This is a genomic window from Caulobacter sp., from assembly GCF_035254145.1.
Classification (GTDB): domain Bacteria; phylum Pseudomonadota; class Alphaproteobacteria; order Caulobacterales; family Caulobacteraceae; genus Caulobacter.
The window spans coordinates 1-21,162 of sequence record NZ_DATFAV010000121.1 but is presented as its reverse complement, the minus strand read 5'-3'; the positions used below and the strand labels follow the sequence as shown (position 1 = coordinate 21,162).

Below are 21,162 nucleotides of genomic sequence, written 5' to 3'. Positions count from 1 at the left end.
GAACCGCGTTCGGCGAGGCGCTCATGGGCGGCCATCCAATTGAACCCGGACGGCTGCGCGCATACGCAAAATGAGGAATGTCCACTCGAAATATAGTTTGTAATGCAAACTATTTATTGGCAGGGTGATTCCGACCATTCCTGAATGGGGGAGGCGTTGGCGCATTGGCGCGCCGACCGCCACCCGCGCCAAGCCCTTCGCACCAGGTGAATTCCGTGACCGACGCCGCCGCTGACACTCGTCCCCGTCCGCTCGAGGGCCTCAAGGTCATCGACCTTACCCGGGCGCTGGCGGGCCCTTACGCCACCCTGTTGCTGGCGGGCCTGGGCGCGACAGTGATCAAGGTGGAGGACCCGCGCGGCGGCGACCTGGCGCGCGAGAACAGTCCCTATGTCGGTCGTGATGGGGTCGGCGTCGAGCGACGCCACGAGGACGATCTTTCGATCTCGCACCTGACCCGGGCGCGCGGCAAGTACGGCGTCAGCCTGAACCTCAAGCATCCCAAGGCGCGCGAGGTCTTCGCCGACCTGGTCCGCGACGCCGACATCGTCGTCGAGAACTTCACCAGCGGCACCGCCGACCGCCTCGGCGTGGGCTACGCGGCCGCCAAGGCGGCCAATCCACGCATCATCTATTGCTCGCTCAGCGGTTTCGGCGCGGGGGTGTCCGAGGGCAGCAAGGCCATGGACGTGCTGATCCAGGCGCTCAGCGGCGCGATGTACACCAGCGGCGCGCTCAACGACCCGCCCGTGCGGATCGGTATTCCCATGGCCGACATGCTGGCGCCGGTGTTCGGTGTCATCGGCGTCCTGGCCGCGCTCGAGCAGCGGAGGCGGACCGGTCTGGGCCAACAGGTCGACGTGTCGATGCTGGGCGCCTTGACCTCGTTCGTGGCCATCGAGAACTGGCAGGCCATGGCCCTGGCCGGCATGGAGGCCCGCACGGGCCTGACGGTGCAGCGCCTCTCGCCATTCGGCGTGTTCCGCTGCTTGGATGGCTATGTCTCGATCGTCGCGGTGCATGAGGGGCTGGCGCGCGGGCTGTTCAGGGCCATGGAAAACGAGGCTCTGGGCGACGACCCCAGATTTGGCACGCGCGACCGCCGGGTAGCCAACGCCAAGGCGTTGGAGGCGTTGATCGAGGCTTGGTCCAGCCAACTGCCGACCGACGAGGTCGTGCGGCGCCTGGAAACGCAGGGCGTTCCCGCCGCGCCGGTCCGCCATCCCGCCGAAGGCCTGAAGGATCCGCGCGTCCTGGCGCGCGGCGAGACCGTTCCGATCGCCCACCCGGCCTACGACCGGCAGGACGGACTGATGACCGCCGGCGTGCCGATCCAGTTTTCGGAGGGACGCACCGGCTTCGACCCTGTGCTGCCGGTGGCGATCGGCCAGCATAACGCGACGGTCTATCATGACCTGCTGGGCTATTCGGACGAGCAGATCCGCGAATTGGCGCAGGCGGGAGCGATCTGATGCCAGGGCGCGTCCTGGCGCATGTCGGCGCCGACATCCCGCGTGAGCTTGTCGCCGCGGCGGGCTTCTTGCCGGTTCGGCTCGCCGCCGATACGCGGGCGACACCGGAAGATGGCGTCGCGGGCCAGTCGCCCCGAACGCGCGCCTTGCTGGCCCAGATCATGGGCGGCGAGGGGACTTTGGCGGGGGTCGCCATCGCCCACGGTTGCGCCGAGGACGCCCAACTGGTCTCCGTGCTGCGGGAGCTGTCGCGCGTCGGGCGCCTGGACGGTGTCGCCGTCGCCCACCTCGACGCGCTATATGGCGGCGAGCCGGCCATCCGCGCCTACAACCGCGACCGGCTCCTGGGCTTCAGGACCTGGCTGGAGGCGTCGGCCGGCCGAGCCGTCACGACCAACGTCTTGCGCGCCGAGATCGCGAGCGCCAACGCCCAGCGGCGGCGGCTGGCGCAAGTCCTGGCCCTGCGCGCCGAGCCGGTTCCGCGACTGAGCGGCGTCCAGGCGCTGGACCTGATCCGAGGCGTGAGCCAGGTCCCGTCCGCCGAAGGCGACCGGTTGATCGACGCGACGATGGCCGGCGCGACGGCCATCGCCGGACGCCGCGTGCTGGTCACCGGATCGCCGCACGAAACCTCGGCGCTCTACGCCGCCATCGAGGCCGCGGGATGCGTAATCGTCGGCGAGGATCACGACTGGGGCGAACCCTGGGCCGGATTGATGCTCGACGAGGCCCTAGATCCCCTCGAGGCCCTGGCGACGCGCTGGGAGACGCCGCCCCTGTCCGCGCCGACCGGCTCCAGCCTCGTCCGCGCCCTGGCCTTGGCGACCCGGGCGTCCGCGCTGGACGTCGAGGCGGTCATTCATATCCGGCTTCCCGGGGACGAGGCTTCGCCCTGGGACGTGGCCGAGACCCGCAAGGCGCTGAGCGCGATTGGCAAGCCACTCGCGACCTTGCGGTTGGATCCCGCCCCGGACGCGGCCGATCTGGCCGGCAAGCTCGCCGCCTTCTTCGCCGATCCGTCGCGCCCCCTGACGCCCGCGCCTCGCGCGCCGAAGTCGGAGACGGGCGCCCCGAAGCGGCCCGCCTCGAGCGCCGGGCGGCGTAGCGACAAGGCGCTGGCCTCCACCGCCGACTTCGGAGCCTGGCAGCGCGACTGGTTCGCGGATGTCCGACGCCGGGCCGCCGAGGGACCCTTCGCCGTGGTCAACGCCGACGCGCCCCAGGAAATCCTGCGGGCGATGGACATTCCCTACGTCGTCAACCAGTGGTGGGCTTCGATCGTCGCGGCCAAGCAGCGCGGGCGCGACTACGCGGCCTTGCTGAAGGCAGCCGACTATCCGGCGGACGTCGAATCCTACAGCGCTCAGGGGCTGGCTGCGGCGCTGGATACCGATGTCGACGCCGCGCCCTGGGGCGGCCTGCCCAAGCCCGACATCCTGGCCCTGACGGCCGGATCGGACGCGGGGCCGAAGTTGTTCGAGGCCTGGGCCCGCGAGACGGGGGCGGAGCTCTTCACCTACGCCCGCTCCATCGAAGGGCGCTGGGACTTGCCGACGGCCTGGTGGTCGGAGCTTCCCGAACACTGGAACGAGGCCCTGGAGGCCGAGCGGCTGGATCTCTTGACCGCCCAGCTCGAGGCCAGCATCCCCCGCTTGGAAGCGATCACGGGCCGCAGGTTCGATCCGGCGCGTTTCGTCGAGGTGATGAACCTCGTCAACGAGCAGGAGCATTATTACCGCCGCACCCGCGACCTGATCGCGACCACCCATCCGGCTCCGGCGGGCATCGTCGACACCATGCCCGCGACCATGGTGCCGCAATGGCATCGCGGCTCGACCTGGGGACGCGACGCGGCCAAGCGGTTCTACGAGGAGGTCGCCGAGCGGGTGGCGACCGGACAGGCGGCCTGTCCCGGCGAGCGGATACGGCTGATGTGGGTCGGGCGGGGCCTGTGGAGCGACATGGGCTTCTACCAGCGCTGGGAGGAGAGCCACGGCGCGGTGTTCGTGTGGTCGATGTACCTGGGCCTGGCCGCCGACGGCTATCTGCGGTCCTTCGAGGGCGAGAAGGACGCCATGAGGGCCCTGGCCGCACGGTTCGTGACCATGGGCGACGAGCTGCGCATGCCGACCTGGGCGGGCGCTTGGCACGTCAAGGAAGCCGAGACGCACGGCGTGCACGGGGCGGTGGCGATCGATGACGCCGACCCGTTCGTCCTGGCCGCCCTCGAGCGCGCTGGCGTGCCGGTTCTGCGTCTGCCGATGAGCAATATGAGCGTGGATGGCGACGCCCTGGAGGCGGCGGTGACCGCCTTCATCGAAGGGCCGGTAACCGCGAGACGCTAGGCCTCAGCCCAGCTCGGCTATGACCTCGGCGGCTTCGGTGAAGGCGGTGTTGGCGGCGGGCACGCCGGCGTAGATCGCCGTCTGCATCAGCACCTCCTTCAGCTCGTCCTGGGTGAAGCCGCCTTGCTCCAGCCCCGCGCGGACATGGAGGCGAAACTCCTCCCAGCGGGCCAGGCTGGCGCAGATGGCCAGCACCAGCAGGCGGCGGGTGCGGTGATCCAGGCCGGGGCGGCCCCAGATCTCGTTCCAGGCGTAGCGGGTGATCATCGCCTGGTAGTCGGCGGTGAACGCCGTGCGCTTGGCCAGGGACTTGTCGACCCAGGCGTCGCCCAGAACCTTGCGGCGGGTCTTCAGGCCCGCCTCGAACAAGGCTTCCTTGGCCTCGCGCACGGCCGTGCCGCCCAGCACTTCCCGGACAAAGTCGCGCACGGAGCCAGCGAGGGCCGTGGGCGCTTCCAGGCTGGGCAGGTGCGCGCCGCTGATCTCCACGTGCCGCGCGCCAGCGACGGCGGCGACAATCCGGTCGCCGTGGCCCTCGTAGGGCGTAGCCAGGTCCTTGGATCCGGTGATGACCAGGGTCGGGACGACGATGGAGGGCAGTGGGTTCAGCAGGGCCATGTCGCGGATGGCCGCGCCGCAGCCGCTATAGCCGTCGACGCTCTGGGCCAGCATGCCGGCGCTGACGGTTTCAACCACTTCGGGATGCTGGGCGCGGAACGCGTCCGAGAAGAAACGGCCCATCACCGCCCCGACGATCGCACCCATACCCTCTTGGCGGATCAGCGCCAGCCGCTGGTCCCAGACGGACGGGTCCATGGCCGGGGAGGTGCAGGCCAGGATCAGGGCCTCGACGCGCTCGGGCGCCTTGAGGGCCAGGGTCATGGCGACCATGCCGCCCAGCGAGGTGCCGCAGATACTGGCCTTCTCGGCGCCGGCTGCGTCCATCACCGCGAGCACGTCGTCGGCCAGCAGGTCCAGGCTGTAGTCGCCCGACGGGGCGTCGGAAGCGCCGTGGCCGCGCGTGTCCATGCGCAGCACGCGGAAGTCCGGCGTCAGCAGCGGCACGACCGGATCGTACAGGGAAAGGTCGGTGCCAATAGAGGTCAGCAGCACCAGCGCCGGCTTGTCGGCCGCGCCGTCCTGACGCCAGTAGAGGCGTGCGCCGTGCGAGGTGGCGAAGGGCATCAGCGGTCCTTTTCGTAGGCGGTCAGCGCCTGGTCGACCAGGGCCTGGCTCTCGCCGGTGTCGGTTCCGACTTGGGCGGCGGCGAGGTTGGCGCCCATGCGGGCCGCGTCGACTTCCAGGCCCTTGATGACGACGAGCATGGCGGTCAGGGCGCCGTGAGCCAGTTGAAACAGGTCCGCAAGCGCGGGGGCTTCGGCCTGCCAGCCGCCCAGGCCGCGCTCGTGCTGCTGCGGCAGGGCGGAAACGATGGTCGTGGCCAGATGAGGCGCGCGGATGGCGGCCGAGAGGGCGACTTGGCAGCCGGTCGGGTTGCGCTTGTGGGCCATGGCCGACGAGCCGCCGCGTCCCGCCTGACGCGGCTCGAACGCCTCGCCAACCTCGACCTGGGCCATCAGGGCCACGTCGCCAGCGATCTTGCCGACCGCGCCGGTCAGGATCGCCAGGGCGGAGGCCAGGCCCGCCAACCCTTGGCGCTCGGCATGCCAGGGAAGGGCGGGATGAAGGTCGAGACGCTCGGCCAGCCGTTCGGCCAGCGCGGCGCCTTGGCCGTCGAGGCCGGCGCGCGAACCGGTGGCCCCGCCAAGCTGCAGGCGGATGGCGGAGGTCTCGCGCTCGAACCGCTCCAGGGCGCCGACGACGCCCGACAGCCAGGTCGAGACCTTGAGGCCGAAGGTGATCGGCAGGGCGGCCTGCAGCAGGGTGCGGCCCAGCATCGGTGTCGACCTGTGCTCGCGCGCCAGGACGGCGAGAGCGTCCGCAAGTCGCGCGGCGTCGCGCCGTATCAGCGCCGCGCCCTCGCGGGCCTGCAGCATCAGGGCGGTGTCGGCGAGGTCCTGGCTGGTCGCGCCCTTGTGGACCCGCGCGGCGGCCTCGGAGGGCGCCATCCGCGCCCGCAGGCGTTCGACTAGCGGGATCGCCAGCGTGCCCGCGTGGGCGGCGGCCTCGGCCAGCTCCGTGACATCGAACGATTGCGCGCAGGCAGCGGCGATCGCTTCGGCGTCAGCCGGCGGGATCAAGCCCAACTCGCCCTGGGCCAGGGCCAGTTGGGCCTCGAACGTCAGGGCGGCCTTGAGCAGCGCCTCGTCGCCGAACACGGCCAGCATCTCCGGCGTCGAGGCCGGTCGGTCGCGCAGCAGGGAAGGCAAGGGCGGGCGACTCCGTTCAGCGTCAGATGTCGAAGAAGACCGTTTCGCTCGCGCCTTGCAAGACGATGTCGAAACGCCAGACGGCGGCTCCGTCCTCGTTCCCGACCTTGCGAGCGATTACCGTGTCGCGCCGCTCGGTTGGAACGAGCGCCAGGATCGGGTCGCCAGCATTGGCCTGGTCGCCTTCGAAATAGGCTCGAGTGACGAGGCGCTTCAGCAGACCGCGGCCGAAGACGCCGACCGCGATATGCGGGGCATGGCCATCACCGATCGAGCCTGGACGGACGGTTCTGAAGCGGTAGACGCCTTCTTCGCTGGTCGAGGACCGGCCAAAGCCGACGAAGCCCGTATTGCCCTCGGCATAGCGGCCAGAGGCGTCGGCCTGCCAGATTTCGACCATGGCGTCGGGAATGACCTGACCGTCGGCGTCCAGCACGGCGCCTTCCAGGATGATCACCTCGCCGGCGACCTCGCCCTTCGGGCTGGGAGAGGCCAGGACGTAGTGTTCCGGCGGCATCAACTCGGGCCGCGCGCCCAACTCGCTGGTTCCGACCAGGTCCGCGCCGCCCTTCCAGGGCAGGCCGTAGTGGAAGAACGGCCCCACGGTCTGCCACGGGGTCTGGCCAAAGAGCGCCGGATCCTGGTTGTCATGGCGCGAGGCGGGTCTGGCTTGCTCAGGAGACATGGACTCGGGGGTCATTGGCCGTCCTCGAAAGGCGTGGCGTCGCGGCCGCGCAGGACCACGTCGAACAGATAGCCCAGGGCCCAGTTGGGCTGGGTGGTCTCGATGTCGAAGCGCGACACCATGCGCTGGCGGTAGGGCATGGGCACGGCGTTGGCGATCGGGTCGATCTCGATCAGCGGATCGTCCGGGAAGTACATCTGGGTCACCAGCCGGGTCGCGAAGGCCGGACCCAGAAGCGACAGGTGGATGTGCGACGGACGCCAGGCGTTCTTGTGGTTCTTCCAAGGATAAGCCCCGGGGCGAACGGAGACGAACTGGTAGCGACCGTCGGCGTCGGTGATCACCCGTCCGGCGCCGGTGAAGTTGGGGTCGAGCGGGGCGTCCCACTGGTCCTTCTTGTGGATATAGCGGCCGGCGGCGTTGGCCTGCCAGATCTCCACCACGGTGTTGGGGACGGGGCGGCCGTCCTCGTCGAGCACGCGGCCCGAGACGACGATCCGCTGGCCCAGCGGCATGGCCTTGTGCTGGGTGGTCAGGTCCGCCATCGACTCGCCCATCAGGCGCGCCCAGGCGTTGGCCGGACCGGTGGTTTCGGTCAGGGTGTGGGGGATCTTGACCAGGGGCTCGCGCGGCGAGCGCGAGACCGTCGAAGCGTAGGGCGGATAGAGCGAGGGCGGCTGGCCCGCGTCTTCTCGGCGATAGGAACCGGGCAGGATCAGGCTCATGTCGTTCTCCTAGACGCGCTCGAAGGCGAGGGCGGCGCCCTGGCCGACGCCGATGCATAGGGTGGCCAGGCCGCGCTTGCCGCCGGTCGCTTCCAGCTGGCGCAAGGCGGTCAGGACGAGACGCGCGCCGGACGCGCCCAGGGGGTGGCCAAGCGCGATGGCGCCGCCGTTCGCGTTCACGTGGGCGCCGTCGTCGGGAAGGCCCAGTTGGCGCAGCACCGCCAGGCCCTGGGCGGCGAAGGCTTCGTTGAGCTCGACCGTGTCGAAGTCGCCGATGGCGAGACCGGTCTTGGCCAGCAGCTTGCGGACCGCCGGGACCGGGCCGATGCCCATGACGCGCGGAGCCACGCCGGCGGTGGCGTAGCCGGTGATGCGCGCGCGGGGTGTCAGGCCGTGGCGCTTCACCGCCTCTTCCGAGGCCACGATCAAGGCGACGGCCCCGTCGTTAACGCCCGAGGCGTTGCCGGCCGTCACCGTACCGCCCTCGCGGACGATGGGCTTCAGCTTGGCCAGCGCCTCCAGCGTGGTCTCGCGCGGGTGCTCGTCGCGGTCGACCAGGGTCGGGCCGGCCTTGCCGGGGATCTCGACCGGGGTGATCTCACCGGCCAGGAAGCCGTTGGCCTGGGCGGCCGCGGCGCGCTGCTGGCTGCGCAGGGCGAAGGCGTCCTGGTCGGCGCGGTTGACGCCGTAGTCGGTCGCGACGTTCTCGGCGGTCTCGGGCATGGAGTCGACGCCATAGGCCTTGCGCATGGCGGGGTTCACGAAGCGCCAGCCAATGGTGGTGTCGTGGATTTCCGCCGAACGCGAGAAGGCGCTGTCGGCCTTGCCCATCACGAATGGCGCGCGGCTCATGCTCTCGACGCCGCCGGCGATGACGAGATCGTTCTGGCCAGACAGGATGGCGCGCGCGGCGTAGCCGACGGCTTCCAGGCCCGAGGCGCAGAGCCGGTTGACGGTGACGCCTGGGATCTCGAGCGGATAGCCCGCTAGCAAGAGGGTCATCCGGGCGACGTTGCGGTTGTCCTCGCCGGCCTGGTTGGCGCAGCCCAGCACCACCTCGTCGATGGCCGAGAGGTCCAGGCTCGGATTGCGCGCGGCCAGGGCCTTCAGCGGGATCGCGGCCAGGTCGTCGGCCCGCACCTTGGCCAGCGCGCCGCCGTAGCGGCCGATCGGCGTGCGGATCCCGTCACAGAGATAGGCGGTGGTCATGCGAAAGCTCCAGCGTCGAAATCGGCCTCGGTCTTGGCCTTGATCTCGTCGAGGGTGACCCCGGGGGCCAGCTCGAGCAACGTCAGTCCGCCACCCTTCCGGTCCAGGTCGAAGACGCAGAGATCGGTGATGACCATGTCGACGCAGGCCGCGCCGGTCAGGGGCAGGGCGCAGCGCTTGAGGACCTTGCTCTGGCCGGCCTTGTTGGCGTGGTCCATGACGACGATGACGCGCTTGACGCCGGCCACCAAGTCCATGGCCCCGCCCATGCCTTTCACCATCTTGCCGGGGATCGTCCAGTTGGCGATGTCGCCGTTCTGGGCCACCTCCATGGCGCCGAGCACGGTCAGATCGATGTGCCCGCCGCGGATCATGGCGAAGCTCTGGGCGCTGTCGAAGAAGCTGGACGTCGGCAGCTTGGTGATCGTCTGCTTGCCGGCGTTGATCAGGTCGGGATCGGCCTCGCCCTCGTAGGGGAAGGGACCCATGCCCAGCATGCCGTTCTCGCTCTGCAGGGTGACGTGGACGCCGTCGGGAATGTGGTTGGCCACCAGGGTCGGGATGCCGATGCCCAGGTTGACGTAGAAGCCATCCTTCAGTTCGCGGGCGGCGCGGGCCGCCATCTCGTCGCGGGTCCAGGCCATCAGACTTGCTCCTGAGCCGTTTCACGCGGGCGCGTGGTCAGCTTCTCGATGCGCTTTTCGTTGATCGTCGACTTGATGATGCGGTCGACGTAGATGCCCGGCGTGTGGATGCTGTTGGCGTCCAGTTCGCCGGCCTCGACGATCTCCTCGACTTCCACAATGGTGAGCTTGCCGGCCGTGGCCATCACCGGGTTGAAGTTGCGGGCCGTCATCCGGAACATCAGGTTGCCCTCCGGATCGGCCTTCCAGGCCTTGACGATGGCGAGGTCGGCGCGAAGCCAGGTCTCGCGCACGTACTGTTCGCCTTCGAAGGTCTCGACCGGCTTGCCCTCGGCCACGACCGTGCCGACGCCGGTCTTGGTGTAGAAGGCCGGGATGCCCGCGCCGCCGGCGCGGATGCGCTCGGCCAGGGTGCCTTGCGGGTTCAGCTCCAGCTCAAGCTCGCCCGACAGGTAGAGTTGCTCGAACAGCTTGTTCTCGCCGACATAGGACGAGATCATCTTCCGGATCTGGCCGTTGTTCAGCAGCATCCACAGGCCAAAGCCGTCGGCCCCGCAGTTGTTGCTGATCACCGTCAGGCCCTTGACGCCCGTATCCTTCAGGGCCGGGATCAGGGTCTCGGGATTGCCCGACAGGCCGAAGCCTCCGGACATCAGGGTCATGCCGTCGAAGGTTACGCCCTCCAAGGCCGCGGCGGCGCTTTCGTAGATCTTGCTCTTCATGGGTGCTCCGGAGCCTCCTAGACCAAGGGGAGGCCGACATAGTTTTCGGCGAGGGTGACCTGGGCGGCGCGCGAGCCGCGCATGTAAGCGAGCTCGGCGACCTGCATCTTGCGGTCGAAACCATCGCGGTCGGGGAAGCGGTGGGTCAAGCCCGTGAACCACCAGGAAAAGCGCTCGGCCTTCCACACCCGGGCCAGGGCGCGGGCGGAATAGCCGTTGACGCCCGCGTCGGATCCTTCCTGATAATGCTCGGTCAGGGCCTCGGCGAGCATGACGACGTCGGAGGCGGCCAGGTTCAGGCCCTTCGCGCCGGTGGGCGGCACGATGTGGGCCGCGTCGCCAGCCAGGAACAGCCGTCCATGCCGCATGGGCTCGCTGACGAAGCTGCGCAGCGGCGCGATCGACTTTTCGAACGAGGCGCCCCGCGTCACCCGCGCGCCGGCCTCGGGTCCCAGCCGCAGGCAGAGCTCGTCCCAGAACCGCTCGTCGCTCCAGTCCTCGATCTTCTCGTCGAGGCCGCACTGGATGTAGTAGCGGCTGCGGGTGGGCGAGCGCATCGAGGCCAGGGCGAAGCCGCGATCGTGGTTGGAATAGATCAGCTCGTGATCGCAGGGCGGCACCTCGGCCAGGACGCCCAGCCAGCCGAACGGATAGACGCGCTCGAAGGTCTTCAGGACATCGGCCGGGATCGCCGCGCGGCTGACCCCATGATAGCCGTCGCATCCGGCGATGAAGTCGCAGTCCAGCCGGTGCTCGAACCCATCCTTGCGCCAGGTGACGTGCGGCTTGGCGCTGTCGATGTCGTGCAGGGCGACGTCTTCGGCGTCGAAGATGATTTGCACGCCGCGCGGCTCGGCCGCGTCGAACAGGTCCTTCATCACCTCCTGCTGGCCATAGACCATGACCGTCGAGCCGCCGGTCAGTTCGGCCATGTCGATGCGGAACAGCTCGCCGTCGGCGGCGATATTGGTGCCAGTGTGGACCAAGCCCTCGGCGCGCATGCGCTTGCCCAGGCCCAAGTCGTTCATCAGGTCGACCGTGACCTGCTCGAGGACGCCGGCTCGCACGCGCCCTTCGACATAGTCCCGGTCGCGTCGCTCCAGCACGACGGCGTCCAGGCCGGCGCGGCGAAGCAGGTGGGCCAGAAGCAGCCCGGCCGGTCCCGCGCCGATAATGGCGACCTGTGTGCGCATCTCGTTCGATCTCCACCCTAGAGCCGCTCTCGGGCGACTTGGCGTGAGACTGCGGTTTCGACGCGGTTCTGGGGATGGACAGAGCTACCAAAAAGTTGGACTTTTCGACTTGGTGTCGTGAATGTGTGAGCGTCAACGGGGAGTACGGGGTGTGCCTGATAGCTCAACAGTTCCTAGCTTTTTCCTGTTCGGCGAGCCGCTGAAGACCGTCCAGGGCAAGTTCATTCATCTCGAAGAGTTGGACGATCGTACAAGGCCCAATAATTGGAACATACGCGCGCACGCGCACGCGGATCTCAACCATATTTTCCACATTTCGGCTGGCGGCGGGGTGATGCACGTCGACGACGAGACGATCGCCTTCGCCGCGCCGTGCCTTTTGCTGGTGCCCTCGGGGCGTGTGCATGGCTTCGCCTACGAGGTCGAAACGGCGGGCTGGGTGCTGACCATCGCCGACAGCTATCTGCGCGACCTGACCGCTCGCGAGCCAGCGTTCGCGGGTCTGTTTCGCGCGCCGCGCCAGACGCCGCTCGACGTCCATTCGCGGATCGCGTCCACGCTGACCGAGCTGTCGCGGGAGCTGGTCTGGACCGCTCCCGGCGGCGGGGCGGCGGCGGAAGCCTATCTGCTGACCATTCTCGTCGAAGCCCTGCGCCGCCAGGTTCAGCGCGAGGCCGCGGGGCCGGCCGAGCAGGGCGGCCATGTCACCCTGGTGGCCCGCTTTCGCGAGCTGGTGGAGGCGCACTATCGCGAGGGCCTGCCGATGGAGGCCTACGCCCGCAACCTGGGCGTCGCGCTGCCCCGTCTGCGGGCCGCCTGCATGAGGGCCGCGGGTGCTTCGCCGTTGCGGCTGGTGCAGGACCGCCTGATGCTGGAGGCCAAGCGGGCGCTGCTCTACTCGAACATGACGGTCGCCGAGGTTGGCTACCATCTGGGGTTCGAGGATCCCGCCTATTTCTCGAGGTTTTTCGCGAAGGCGGAGGGGATCTCGCCCAAGCGCTATCGCCTGGATCGGGCAGTCCGATCGTCCGCCCTGGCCGCCTGATCGCGGGACGGGGGATTGTGACTTGTCAGCATTGTTTGCCTGGCATACAAAGCGAGTAACGTACAAATAGTCGGCGCAGAACCATGCGCCGCGCCGTGAGGGAAGGAACGACATGAGCTCGACCCAGGCCGTCTTCGAACGCCTTGATCCGATCACCGGCGCCGTCGCCACCACCTCCATCGCCATGACCACCGACCAGGCGCGCGCCGCCGTCGACGCCGCCCAGGCGGCGCTGCCGGCCTGGAGCGCGCTGGGCCCCAACGCTCGTCGCGCGCTGCTGTACAAGGCGGCCGAAGCTCTGGAGGTCCGCGCGGACGCCTTCGTCCAGGCGATGATGGGCGAGATAGGCGCCACCGAGGGCTGGGCACGCTTCAACCTGATGCTCGCCGCCTCGATGGTGCGCGAAGCCGCGTCCTTGACCACCCAGATCAATGGCGAAGTCATTCCCTCCGATAAGCCCGGCTGCCTGGCCATGGCGGTCCGCGAGCCCGTCGGCGTCATCCTGGGCATCGCGCCCTGGAACGCCCCGATCATCCTGGGCGTGCGCGCCGTCGCCACGCCCCTGGCCTGCGGCAACACCGTCGTGCTGAAGGCCTCCGAGAGCTGCCCGCGCACCCACGCGTTGATCGCCGAGGCTTTCGAGGCGGCGGGCCTGCCCGCGGGCGCGCTGTCGATCGTCACCAACGCGCCCAAGGACGCGGCCGAGGTGGTCGGCGCCCTGATCGACCATCCGGCGGTGCGCCGGATCAACTTCACCGGCTCGACCGCCGTGGGCAAGATCATCGCCAAGCGCGCGGCCGAACATCTCAAGCCGGTCCTGCTGGAACTGGGCGGCAAGGCCCCGCTGATCGTGCTGGAGGACGCCGACCTCGACGAGGCGGTCAAGGCCGCCGCATTCGGCGCCTTCATGAACCAGGGCCAGATCTGTATGTCGACCGAGCGGATCATCGTCGTCGACGCGATCGCCGACGCCTTCGTCGCCAAGTTCGCCGCCAAGGCCGCCAGCCTCGCGGTCGGCGATCCACGCGAGGGCAAGACCCCGCTGGGCGCGGTGGTCGATCTCAAGACGGTCTCCCACGTCCAGAGCCTGGTCGCCGACGCCGTGGCGGACGGCGCCGTGCAGGTGGCGGGCGGCGAGGCCAAGGGCGTGCTGATGCCCGCCACTGTCGTCGACAAGGTCACGCCGGCCATGCGCCTGTTCCGCGAGGAGAGTTTCGGTCCGGTGGTGGGCGTCATCCGCGCCCGCGACGAGGAGCACGCCATCGCCCTGGCCAACGACACCGAATATGGCCTCTCGGCCTCGGTCTTCACCCGCGACATCGCGCGAGGCCTGAAGGTCGCTCGCCGCATCCAGTCGGGCATCTGCCACGTCAACGGCCCCACCGTTCACGACGAGGCCCAGATGCCGTTCGGCGGCGTCAAGGCCTCGGGCTACGGCCGCTTTGGCGGCAAGGCCGGCATCGACGCTTTCACGGAGCTGCGCTGGATCACCATCGAGACGCAAGCCGGCCACTTCCCGATCTGACGCTCTGCGTCGCACTCAATATTCTTCCAAGGACCAGACATGACGAACGCCGACGACACCGTCACCTTCCGCGTCGAGAACCGCATCGCGTGGGTGAAGTTCAACCGCCCCGACAAGCGCAACTGCATGAGCCCGACCCTGAACCGGCGGATGATGCAGGTGCTGGACGAGCTTGAGTTCCGTGACGACGTCGGCGTGCTGGTTCTGACCGGCGAGGGCTCGGCCTGGTCGGCTGGCATGGACCTGAAGGAATACTTCCGCGAGACCGAGGCCAAGGGCCTGGGCGCGACCCGTCAGGCCCAGCGGGAGTCCTACGGCTGGTGGCGCCGCCTGCGCTGGTACCAGAAGCCGACCATCGCCATGGTCAATGGCTGGTGCTTCGGCGGCGGCTATGGCCCGCTCTATTCTTGCGACCTGGCGATCGCCGCCGACGAGGCGCAGTTCGCCCTCTCGGAGATCAACTGGGGCATCCTGCCGGGCGGCGGCGCCACCAAGGTCGTGGTCGACCTGATGCCGATGCGCGATGCGATGTACCACGCCATGACCGGCGAGCTGATCGACGGCAAGAAGGCCGCCGCCTGGCGCCTGGTCAATGAGAGCGTGCCGCTGGAGCGGCTCGAGGCCCGCGTCCGCGAACTGGCCGAGGTGCTGCTCAAGAAGAACCCCGTGGCCCTGAAGGCGACCAAGGACGCCGTGCGTCGGGTCAAGGAAATGACCTACGATAACGCCGAGGACTTCCTGGTCCGCGCCCAGGAGGCGGCCAATTCGTTCGACAACGAGGGGCGCAAGGAAGGCATCAAGCAGTTCATTGACGACAAGACCTACAAGCCGGGTCTGGGAGCCTACGATCTCGCCAAATAGAGCGAGACGAGGCTGAGGGGGAAACGGCTAGGAAGGCTGGAGCAGATGACACCGACGGATCACGTCGCCGCCCAGGCGCGCCTGCAGCCCAGCCGGACGGCGGCTGTCGACCTGGCCAGCGGTCGCCGCTGGACCTACGCCGAACTCGACGAGACGGTCGCCCGGGCGGTGACCGTGCTTCGTCGGCGGGGCGTAGGGCAGGGCGCTCGCCTGGCGACCCTGGCCCGTAACCGGGTCCTGCTGGCCGTCCTGCATCTGGCCTGCGCCCGGTTGGGGGCGATCTTCGTCCCGTTGAACTGGCGCCTGTCGCCGGCCGAGATCTCCGCGCTGGTGGAGGACGCCGACCCGACCCTCATCGTCGGCGACGCTCTTTTGGCGGCGGCGGGGCTTCAGGGCGTCGACCTCGACGCCCTGCAGGCCGAGGTCGACGCCGCCGAGCCCGAACAGGCGGGGCCCGCCGACCGCGAGCGTCCCTCGCTGATCCTCTACACGTCCGGCACCTCGGGCCGCCCCAAGGGCGCCCTGCTGTCCGAGCGCAACCTTGACCAGACGGCGATCAACTTCGGCCGGCTGGGCAGGGTGACGCACGAGAGCGTCTTCCTGGTGGACGCGCCGATGTTCCACATCATCGGCCTGATCACCTCGATCCGTCCGGTGCTGATGCACGGTGGGACGATCCTGGTGTCCGACGGCTTCGAGCCCGCGCGCACCCTGGGCCGCCTCGGCGATCCTGGCCTGGGCGTCACCCACTATTTCTGCGTGCCGCAAATGGCCGCCATGCTGCGGAGCTTGCCGGGCTTCGACGCATCGGCGCTGCGGGGCCTGACCGCCGTCTTCACCGGCGGCGCGCCGCACCCGGCCGCCGACATCCGCGCCTGGCTGGCTCACGGGATCCCGGTGGTGGACGGCTACGGCATGAGCGAGGCGGGGACGGTCTTTGGCATGCCGGCCGATCCCGCCTTGATCGACGCGCGGGCCGGCTCGGCGGGCCTGCCCATGCCGTCGGTGTTCACCCGGATCGTCGATGACCAGGACCGTGACTGCCCGCCCGGCGTCCCCGGCGAGCTGCTGCTGAAGGGCGACAACGTCTTCCTGGGCTACTGGCGGCGTCCCGAAGACACCGCGCAGGCCTTCACGACCGACGGCTGGTTCCGCACCGGCGACATCGCCCTTGCCGACGCCGAGGGCTATCACTGGCTGGTCGACCGCAAGAAGGACATGTTCATTTCGGGCGGCGAGAACGTCTACCCGGCCGAGATCGAGGCGGCCCTTGCCGACCACCCGGCCATCGTCGAGTGCGCGGTCGTGGGCGTGCCTGATCCTCAATGGGGCGAGGTCGGCCATCTGGTCGCGACATGTCGCGACGGCGTCGCGCTCGATCTCCTGGCGGTTCTGGCGCACCTGGACAATAAGGTGGCGCGCTACAAGCTGCCCAAGGCTCTGACCCTGGTTTCGGCCCTGCCGCGGACGGGGTCTGGCAAGATCCTGAAGACGGTTTTGCGTGAACGTCTGATCGCCGCGCGGCCCTGACGTCGTTCCTGGGGCCTGCCCGATCCGGATGAGCCATCCAAACCAGGCAGGCGCAAAATCTCCTTAGAGTGGGTTTTGGCGGTCAACCGCGCGCATCTCAAGCCGATGCGCTCTAGAGATCGATCACCAGGCGCGGGCCAAGGGCGCGCGAGCAGCAGGGCGTGAACTGCTCGCCCGTCGCCTTCTCCGCGTCGGTCTGGAAGGTGTCGCGATGGTCGGGCTGGCCCTCGATCACCCGGGTCAGGCACGTGCCGCAGACGCCTTGTTCGCACGACAGCAACACGAACACGCCGGCCGCCTCCAGGGCCTGCGCCGCCGTCTGGTCGGCGGGCACCGGCACGACCTGACCGCTGCTGGCGATCAACAGTTCGAAAGGTTGGTTCTCGCCGACACTGGCCTCGGCGGCGAAGTGCTCCTTGCGAATTTGCTCGGGCGTCCAGCCGCGCGCCGCCGCGCCCTCGGTCACGAAGCGCATGAAGCCGCCGGGGCCGCAGACATACAGTCGGCGGTTGGGCGTGGGGGAGGCCAGGGCCGTGTCGAGGTCGAGGCGGGTGTCGGGTTCGTCGTCGAAAGTGAGACGCACCGCCGCCGCGAACGGCGCGGCGGCCAGCTCATCCAGGAAGGCCGCGCGGGACCGCGACCGGGCGCAATAGTGGAGGGTGAAGCGGGCCCCAAGCGCGTGCAACCGGTGCGCCATGGCCAGGATCGGCGTCACCCCGACTCCGCCCGCGAACAACAGGTGTTCGCCGCCGGTCTCGTCCAGGGCGAACAGGTTGCGCGGCGGACTGATATCCAGCACCGCGCCTTCCGTCAGGGTGTCATGCACATGAGCCGAGCCGCCGCGCGAGCTTGGCTCGCGCAGGACGGCGATCCGATACCGGTCGCGATCGGCCGGGTCATTGCACAGCGAGTATTGCCGGGTCAGGCCGTTGCCCAGGAAGAGGTCGACATGCGCCCCGGCGCTGAACGACGGCAGCTCGCCGCCTTCGGCGTGGACGAGATCCAGCCGGACGATGTCTTCGGCGACCCGGGCGCGGGACGCCACACGAACCTTGATCATCAGGCGCGGGCCGCTGCTTCTTGCGCGATCGCCTTGTCGATGGCCATGCGAGAGCGCACGCCGCCGGCGTCGATGTTCAGCTTCAGAAGCTTGCGATCGGGATAGGCCAGCAGGTTCTGCTGCTGGCGCTCCAGCATCTCCAGGTCCTCGGCGAAGATCTTGCCTTGGCCCTCGCGGATCGTGTCCGTCAGAGCGGCGTCCTCGACCGCGAAGCTGCGCGCCATGCCCCAGAAGTACCAGTGCGAAGTCTCGGTCTCGGGCGTGATGAAGTCGACGACCACGCTGGAGACCTTCTTGTCGGCGGGCGCGTCATAACCGCCGGTCCCAGCCAGGGCCACGCCCACCTCGATCATCACGTGGCTGGGCAGGGAGAAGCGGCAGATCTGCCAGCGGTCGACGATGGCGTCTTCGGGCAGGCCCGCGCCCCGCAGCGCCATGCGCCAGAATGGCGGGGCCTGGATACCCTCCATGAACCGGCTGGTCACCACCGTGTCGCCGTCGAGGCGGGTGTTGACCGGCGCCTCGTCGATCTCCTTTTGGCCGATGCTGGTGGCGTGGACGTAGGTCTCGTGGGTCAGGTCCATCAGGTTGTCGACCATCAGCCGATAGTCGCAGCCGATGTGGTAGAGCCCGCCTCCATAGGCCCAGTCGGCGCTGTCGGCCCAGAACGGCTTATGTAGCTTGGCAGGATCTGCCAGCGCCGGATCGCCCGGCCAGACCCAGATGAAGCCGTAGCGCTCCAGCACCGGAAAGGCTCGGATCGTGGGAAAGGCGGCGACGCGCTGACCTGGCATCGAAGTGGCGCGGCCGTCGCAGCCCATGGCCAAGCCGTGATAGCCGCAGACCAGTTCGCCATCGCGCACGAAGCCCAGGGACAAGGGCGCGCCGCGGTGCGGGCAGAAGTCCTCGAGGGCGACGGGCTGACCGTTCTTGCCACGATGGAAGACCATGGCCCGCCCGCAGATGCGGCGGCCCAGCGGCTTGTCGCCGATCTCGCCGGGCGTGCAGGCGACGTACCAGGCGTCGAGCGGCCAAGAGGGCAGGGTCGTGGTTTGTTCGGGGCCCATCGTCGTCTCCTCGCGTGTATCGTTGGTCTTCGCCAATTGGATCCAATTGTCACGGCTGGGGCGGCGGCGTCAAGATTGGATCCAATATGTCGCTTGTCGCTGACTTCGCGCGTCGGCTAGGGTCCAACTCATGGAGACGCCGAGGATGAAGCCGGGCCAGCGCGTGCTGATGGCCCTTCGCAAGATGATCGCCTCGGGCGAGATCAAGAGCGGCGAACGGATCGCCGAAATCCCGACGGCGGCGACCCTGGGCGTTTCCCGGATGCCGGTGCGCACCGCGCTGCGGAGCCTGGAGCAAGAGGGGCTGGTCGTGCGCCTTGGCGCGCGCGGCTACGCCGCCCGCGGCGTGTCGATCGCGCGGATCCGCGACGCCATCGAGGTGCGCGGCGTTCTCGAGGGCTTCGCCGCGCGGCGCCTGGCCGAGCGCGGCCTATCTCCCCAAACCCGCGATCGGCTCTCAGGCCTGATCGAGGCGGGGGAGGGCCTGTTCGAGAGCGGTCGATTGGAGCCCGAGGACGTCGATCGGTACGCGGACTACAATCTGGCCTTCCACGACGCGCTGATCGAAGCCGCCGGCAACGACGCGGTCGAGACCGCTCTGGCGCGCAACAACTTCGAGCCTTTCGCCGGCGCCGGCGCCCTGGCGCTGGACCTGACGGATCTGACGGCCGAGTATGATCATCTTCTCGCGGCGCACCGTCAGCACAGGTCCGTGCTCGATGCGATCGAACGCGGCGACGCGGCGGAGGCCGAGCGCATCATGCGCGACCACGCCCTGGCCGCGATCCGCAACGCCAAGGTTTTCGAAGCGGCGATGGGCGCCGGCCTGCCGCTCGGCGCGGCCCGAACCATTCGCGCGGATTGAGTTTCGAAGCGAGAGGACGCTGGAGCTATCGCTGGAAGCACTCTAAACGCGTCAGATACAGTTTCCTTGGCGTACCGTTTCCTCTTAGGGCCTTGTCGAATATGGAAGAGATCGCCGCCTTTGGCGTCCTGGGAAGTCGCCTGGGGTTGCAACTGCACTACGCCGACGTGCGCGTGATGACGGGCTTGAGCGCCCGTCTGGCGCCGTTGGGCGTGACGCCCGCGCGGGCGACGGCGATCGTCTATATCGGGCTGCATCCGGGTTGCGACCAGACCACCCTGGGGCGCGCGCTAGGCGTGAATCGGGCCAGCACGGTGAAGGCGGTGGACGAGATGGAGGCGTTGGGCGCGATCGAGCGCCGGCCCGGGCGTGATCGGCGCACCAACGCCCTGCACCTGACCGTCGCGGGCGAGGACTTGCGCGCGCGTATCGAGCATGAGACCGCCGTGCACGATCAGGACGCCTTCGCGGCCCTGACCCCCGATGAACATGTCCAGCTGAGCGCTCTGCTGGCGAAGCTCCGCTAGCGAATGCGCGCCGGTCGTCGGATCACGGCGTGCTTCGTGATCCACTCCGAGCTTTCAGTCGGCGCGCGGCATGTCCACGGTCCGCCGCGACGGGCGGGATCCAAGTCGCATCCGTCCTTGCCGAACTTTGTCATGGATCGTGCTGGTCGCCTGGGTTCTGGATAGCTAAAGGCATCCTGTCTCAACGGAAGCGAGCTTCTTGATGTTCTCCGCGCCGCGCGCCGATCTCGTTCCCAATACCGCCGCCTATGAAAACGAGCCGTTGGTCAAGGCGACGGGCTTTCGCGAGTACGACGCGCGCTGGCTGTTCGGGCCGGAGATCAACTTGCTGGGCGTGCAGGCGCTGGGGCTGGGGCTGGGGACCTACATCCACGAACTGGGCCAGTCGAAGATCGTGGTCGGCCATGACTTCCGCTCGTACTCGACCTCGATCAAGAACGCCCTGATCCTGGGCCTGATCAGCGCCGGTTGCGAGGTGCACGACATCGGTCTGGCTTTGTCGCCGACCGCCTATTTCGCGCAGTTCGACCTCGACATTCCCTGCGTGGCCATGGTCACGGCCAGCCACAACGAGAACGGCTGGACCGGCGTGAAGATGGGCGCCCAGAAGCCGCTGACCTTCGGTCCCGAGGAGATGAGCCGCCTGAAGGCCATCGTGCTGGGCGCGCAATTCGTCGAGCGCGACGGCGGCAAGCTGATCCGCGTCCAGGGCGAGGCTCAGCGCTATATCGACGACGTCGCCAAGCGCGCCAGCATCACCCGCCCGCTGAAGGTGGTCGCCGCCTGCGGCAATGGCACGGCCGGTGCCTTCGTGGTCGAGGCCCTGCGGAAGATGGGCGTGAGCGAGGTCGTGCCGATGGACACCGACCTCGACTTCAACTTCCCCAAGTACAATCCCAACCCCGAAGACGCCGAGATGCTGCACGCGATGGCCCATGCCGTCCGCGAGCACAAGGCGGACCTGGCGTTCGGCTTCGACGGCGACGGCGACCGCTGCGGCGTGGTGGACGACGAGGGCGAGGAGATCTTCGCCGACAAGATCGGCCTGATGCTGGCCCGCGATCTGGCCCCGCTGCATCCCGGCGCGACCTTCGTGGTCGACGTCAAGTCGACCGGCCTCTACGCCACCGACCCGATCTTGGCTCAGCATGGCTGCAAGGTGATCTACTGGAAAACCGGCCACAGCTACATCAAGCGCAAGAGCGCCGAGCTGGGCGCCCTGGCCGGCTTCGAGAAGAGCGGCCACTTCTTCATGAACGGCGAGCTGGGCTATGGCTACGACTGTGGCCTGACCGCCGCGGCGGCGGTCCTGGCCATGCTGGACCGCAATCCCGGCAAGAAGCTCAGCGACCTGAAG

Annotated in this window: 19 protein-coding genes; 9 read left to right on the top strand and 10 right to left on the bottom strand. The window is 68.7% G+C overall.

The window, feature by feature from the left end; genetic code table 11:
* The first annotated feature begins 215 nt into the window (after positions 1–215).
* Entirely contained in the window at positions 216–1,472 is a 1,257-nt protein-coding gene (locus tag VJ655_RS07010) for a CaiB/BaiF CoA-transferase family protein (protein WP_324110346.1), read from the top strand.
* Entirely contained in the window at positions 1,472–3,817 is a 2,346-nt protein-coding gene (locus tag VJ655_RS07005; protein WP_324110345.1) for a 2-hydroxyacyl-CoA dehydratase family protein, read from the top strand. Before VJ655_RS07010 ends, VJ655_RS07005 begins: the two co-directional genes overlap by 1 nt.
* Before the next feature lie 3 nt (positions 3,818–3,820).
* On the opposite strand, the gene pcaD is transcribed toward VJ655_RS07005, so the two are convergent.
* The 8 genes from pcaD to pobA are packed head-to-tail and all read right to left on the bottom strand — an operon-like array spanning position 3,821 to position 11,325.
* Complete coding sequence (gene pcaD, locus VJ655_RS07000) at positions 3,821–5,002, bottom strand: 3-oxoadipate enol-lactonase (RefSeq protein WP_324110344.1); 1,182 nt, start codon at positions 5,000–5,002, stop codon at positions 3,821–3,823.
* Positions 5,002–6,147, bottom strand: a complete 1,146-nt coding sequence (gene pcaB, locus VJ655_RS06995) for a 3-carboxy-cis,cis-muconate cycloisomerase (protein WP_324110343.1) — start codon at positions 6,145–6,147, stop codon at positions 5,002–5,004. The genes pcaD and pcaB overlap by 1 nt, the downstream gene beginning before the upstream one ends.
* A 22-nt stretch (positions 6,148–6,169) precedes the next feature.
* Complete coding sequence (gene pcaG / locus VJ655_RS06990) at positions 6,170–6,832, bottom strand: protocatechuate 3,4-dioxygenase subunit alpha (RefSeq protein WP_324110342.1); 663 nt, start codon at positions 6,830–6,832, stop codon at positions 6,170–6,172.
* A gap of 11 nt (positions 6,833–6,843) precedes the next feature.
* On the bottom strand, positions 6,844–7,557 hold the full coding sequence (pcaH, locus tag VJ655_RS06985; RefSeq protein WP_414646955.1) for a protocatechuate 3,4-dioxygenase subunit beta: 714 nt from the start codon (positions 7,555–7,557) through the stop codon (positions 6,844–6,846).
* A gap of 9 nt (positions 7,558–7,566) precedes the next feature.
* Positions 7,567–8,766 carry a 3-oxoadipyl-CoA thiolase gene (pcaF, locus tag VJ655_RS06980; protein ID WP_324110341.1) on the bottom strand — a complete coding sequence of 400 codons (1,200 nt, stop codon included), beginning with the start codon at positions 8,764–8,766 and terminating at the stop codon, positions 7,567–7,569.
* On the bottom strand, positions 8,763–9,410 hold the full coding sequence (locus tag VJ655_RS06975; RefSeq protein ID WP_324110340.1) for a CoA transferase subunit B: 648 nt from the start codon (positions 9,408–9,410) through the stop codon (positions 8,763–8,765). Before VJ655_RS06975 ends, pcaF begins: the two co-directional genes overlap by 4 nt.
* The gene (locus tag VJ655_RS06970; protein ID WP_324110339.1) at positions 9,410–10,132 is read right to left on the bottom strand and encodes a CoA transferase subunit A; all 723 of its coding nucleotides are present in this window, start codon (positions 10,130–10,132) and stop codon (positions 9,410–9,412) included. The genes VJ655_RS06975 and VJ655_RS06970 overlap by 1 nt, the downstream gene beginning before the upstream one ends.
* Before the next feature lie 17 nt (positions 10,133–10,149).
* The gene (pobA, locus tag VJ655_RS06965) at positions 10,150–11,325 is read right to left on the bottom strand and encodes a 4-hydroxybenzoate 3-monooxygenase (RefSeq protein ID WP_324110338.1); all 1,176 of its coding nucleotides are present in this window, start codon (positions 11,323–11,325) and stop codon (positions 10,150–10,152) included.
* A 121-nt stretch (positions 11,326–11,446) separates the two neighbouring features.
* Here pobA and VJ655_RS06960 point away from each other — a divergent pair, with 121 nt between their 5' ends.
* From VJ655_RS06960 to VJ655_RS06945, 4 genes are all read left to right on the top strand, one after another.
* Entirely contained in the window at positions 11,447–12,370 is a 924-nt protein-coding gene (locus tag VJ655_RS06960) for a helix-turn-helix domain-containing protein (protein WP_414646954.1), read from the top strand.
* A gap of 112 nt (positions 12,371–12,482) precedes the next feature.
* Complete coding sequence (locus tag VJ655_RS06955) at positions 12,483–13,895, top strand: aldehyde dehydrogenase (protein ID WP_324110336.1); 1,413 nt, start codon at positions 12,483–12,485, stop codon at positions 13,893–13,895.
* Positions 13,896–13,934: 39 nt separating this feature from the next.
* The gene (locus tag VJ655_RS06950) at positions 13,935–14,756 is read left to right on the top strand and encodes a p-hydroxycinnamoyl CoA hydratase/lyase (RefSeq protein WP_324110335.1); all 822 of its coding nucleotides are present in this window, start codon (positions 13,935–13,937) and stop codon (positions 14,754–14,756) included.
* A 45-nt stretch (positions 14,757–14,801) separates the two neighbouring features.
* Positions 14,802–16,286 (top strand): AMP-binding protein, encoded by a 1,485-nt coding sequence (locus tag VJ655_RS06945; protein WP_324110334.1) that lies wholly within the window; start codon positions 14,802–14,804, stop codon positions 16,284–16,286.
* Between the two features lie 112 nt (positions 16,287–16,398).
* Here VJ655_RS06945 and VJ655_RS06940 read toward each other — a convergent pair whose 3' ends face one another.
* Positions 16,399–17,346 carry a PDR/VanB family oxidoreductase gene (locus VJ655_RS06940; protein WP_324110333.1) on the bottom strand — a complete coding sequence of 316 codons (948 nt, stop codon included), beginning with the start codon at positions 17,344–17,346 and terminating at the stop codon, positions 16,399–16,401.
* Positions 17,346–18,413, bottom strand: a complete 1,068-nt coding sequence (locus VJ655_RS06935) for an aromatic ring-hydroxylating dioxygenase subunit alpha (protein ID WP_324110332.1) — start codon at positions 18,411–18,413, stop codon at positions 17,346–17,348. The genes VJ655_RS06940 and VJ655_RS06935 overlap by 1 nt, the downstream gene beginning before the upstream one ends.
* 130 nt (positions 18,414–18,543) lie before the next feature.
* Here VJ655_RS06935 and VJ655_RS06930 point away from each other — a divergent pair, with 130 nt between their 5' ends.
* The 3 genes from VJ655_RS06930 to VJ655_RS06920 form a co-directional block, all read left to right on the top strand.
* Positions 18,544–19,278 carry a GntR family transcriptional regulator gene (locus VJ655_RS06930; RefSeq protein ID WP_324110331.1) on the top strand — a complete coding sequence of 245 codons (735 nt, stop codon included), beginning with the start codon at positions 18,544–18,546 and terminating at the stop codon, positions 19,276–19,278.
* 92 nt (positions 19,279–19,370) lie between these two features.
* The gene (locus VJ655_RS06925) at positions 19,371–19,805 is read left to right on the top strand and encodes a MarR family winged helix-turn-helix transcriptional regulator (protein ID WP_324110330.1); all 435 of its coding nucleotides are present in this window, start codon (positions 19,371–19,373) and stop codon (positions 19,803–19,805) included.
* Between the two features lie 202 nt (positions 19,806–20,007).
* Positions 20,008–21,162 (top strand): phosphomannomutase/phosphoglucomutase (locus tag VJ655_RS06920; RefSeq protein WP_324110329.1); only part of this gene is annotated, 1,155 nt, incomplete at its 3' end.

What these genes read in the sequence shown, in the direction of transcription:
- VJ655_RS07005 (WP_324110345.1), top strand. Translation starts at nt 1,472, where the DNA reads ATGCCAGGGCGCGTCCTGGCGCATGTCGGCGCCGACATCCCGCGTGAG.
- pcaD (WP_324110344.1), bottom strand. Translation starts at nt 5,002, where the DNA reads ATGCCCTTCGCCACCTCGCACGGCGCACGCCTCTACTGGCGTCAGGAC.
- pcaG (WP_324110342.1), bottom strand. Translation starts at nt 6,832, where the DNA reads ATGTCTCCTGAGCAAGCCAGACCCGCCTCGCGCCATGACAACCAGGAT.
- pcaH (WP_414646955.1), bottom strand. Translation starts at nt 7,557, where the DNA reads ATGAGCCTGATCCTGCCCGGTTCCTATCGCCGAGAAGACGCGGGCCAG.
- pcaF (WP_324110341.1), bottom strand. Translation starts at nt 8,766, where the DNA reads ATGACCACCGCCTATCTCTGTGACGGGATCCGCACGCCGATCGGCCGC.
- VJ655_RS06975 (WP_324110340.1), bottom strand. Translation starts at nt 9,410, where the DNA reads ATGGCCTGGACCCGCGACGAGATGGCGGCCCGCGCCGCCCGCGAACTG.
- VJ655_RS06970 (WP_324110339.1), bottom strand. Translation starts at nt 10,132, where the DNA reads ATGAAGAGCAAGATCTACGAAAGCGCCGCCGCGGCCTTGGAGGGCGTA.
- pobA (WP_324110338.1), bottom strand. Translation starts at nt 11,325, where the DNA reads ATGCGCACACAGGTCGCCATTATCGGCGCGGGACCGGCCGGGCTGCTT.
- VJ655_RS06960 (WP_414646954.1), top strand. Translation starts at nt 11,447, where the DNA reads ATGTGTGAGCGTCAACGGGGAGTACGGGGTGTGCCTGATAGCTCAACA.
- VJ655_RS06955 (WP_324110336.1), top strand. Translation starts at nt 12,483, where the DNA reads ATGAGCTCGACCCAGGCCGTCTTCGAACGCCTTGATCCGATCACCGGC.
- VJ655_RS06950 (WP_324110335.1), top strand. Translation starts at nt 13,935, where the DNA reads ATGACGAACGCCGACGACACCGTCACCTTCCGCGTCGAGAACCGCATC.
- VJ655_RS06945 (WP_324110334.1), top strand. Translation starts at nt 14,802, where the DNA reads ATGACACCGACGGATCACGTCGCCGCCCAGGCGCGCCTGCAGCCCAGC.
- VJ655_RS06940 (WP_324110333.1), bottom strand. Translation starts at nt 17,346, where the DNA reads ATGATCAAGGTTCGTGTGGCGTCCCGCGCCCGGGTCGCCGAAGACATC.
- VJ655_RS06935 (WP_324110332.1), bottom strand. Translation starts at nt 18,413, where the DNA reads ATGGGCCCCGAACAAACCACGACCCTGCCCTCTTGGCCGCTCGACGCC.
- VJ655_RS06930 (WP_324110331.1), top strand. Translation starts at nt 18,544, where the DNA reads ATGGAGACGCCGAGGATGAAGCCGGGCCAGCGCGTGCTGATGGCCCTT.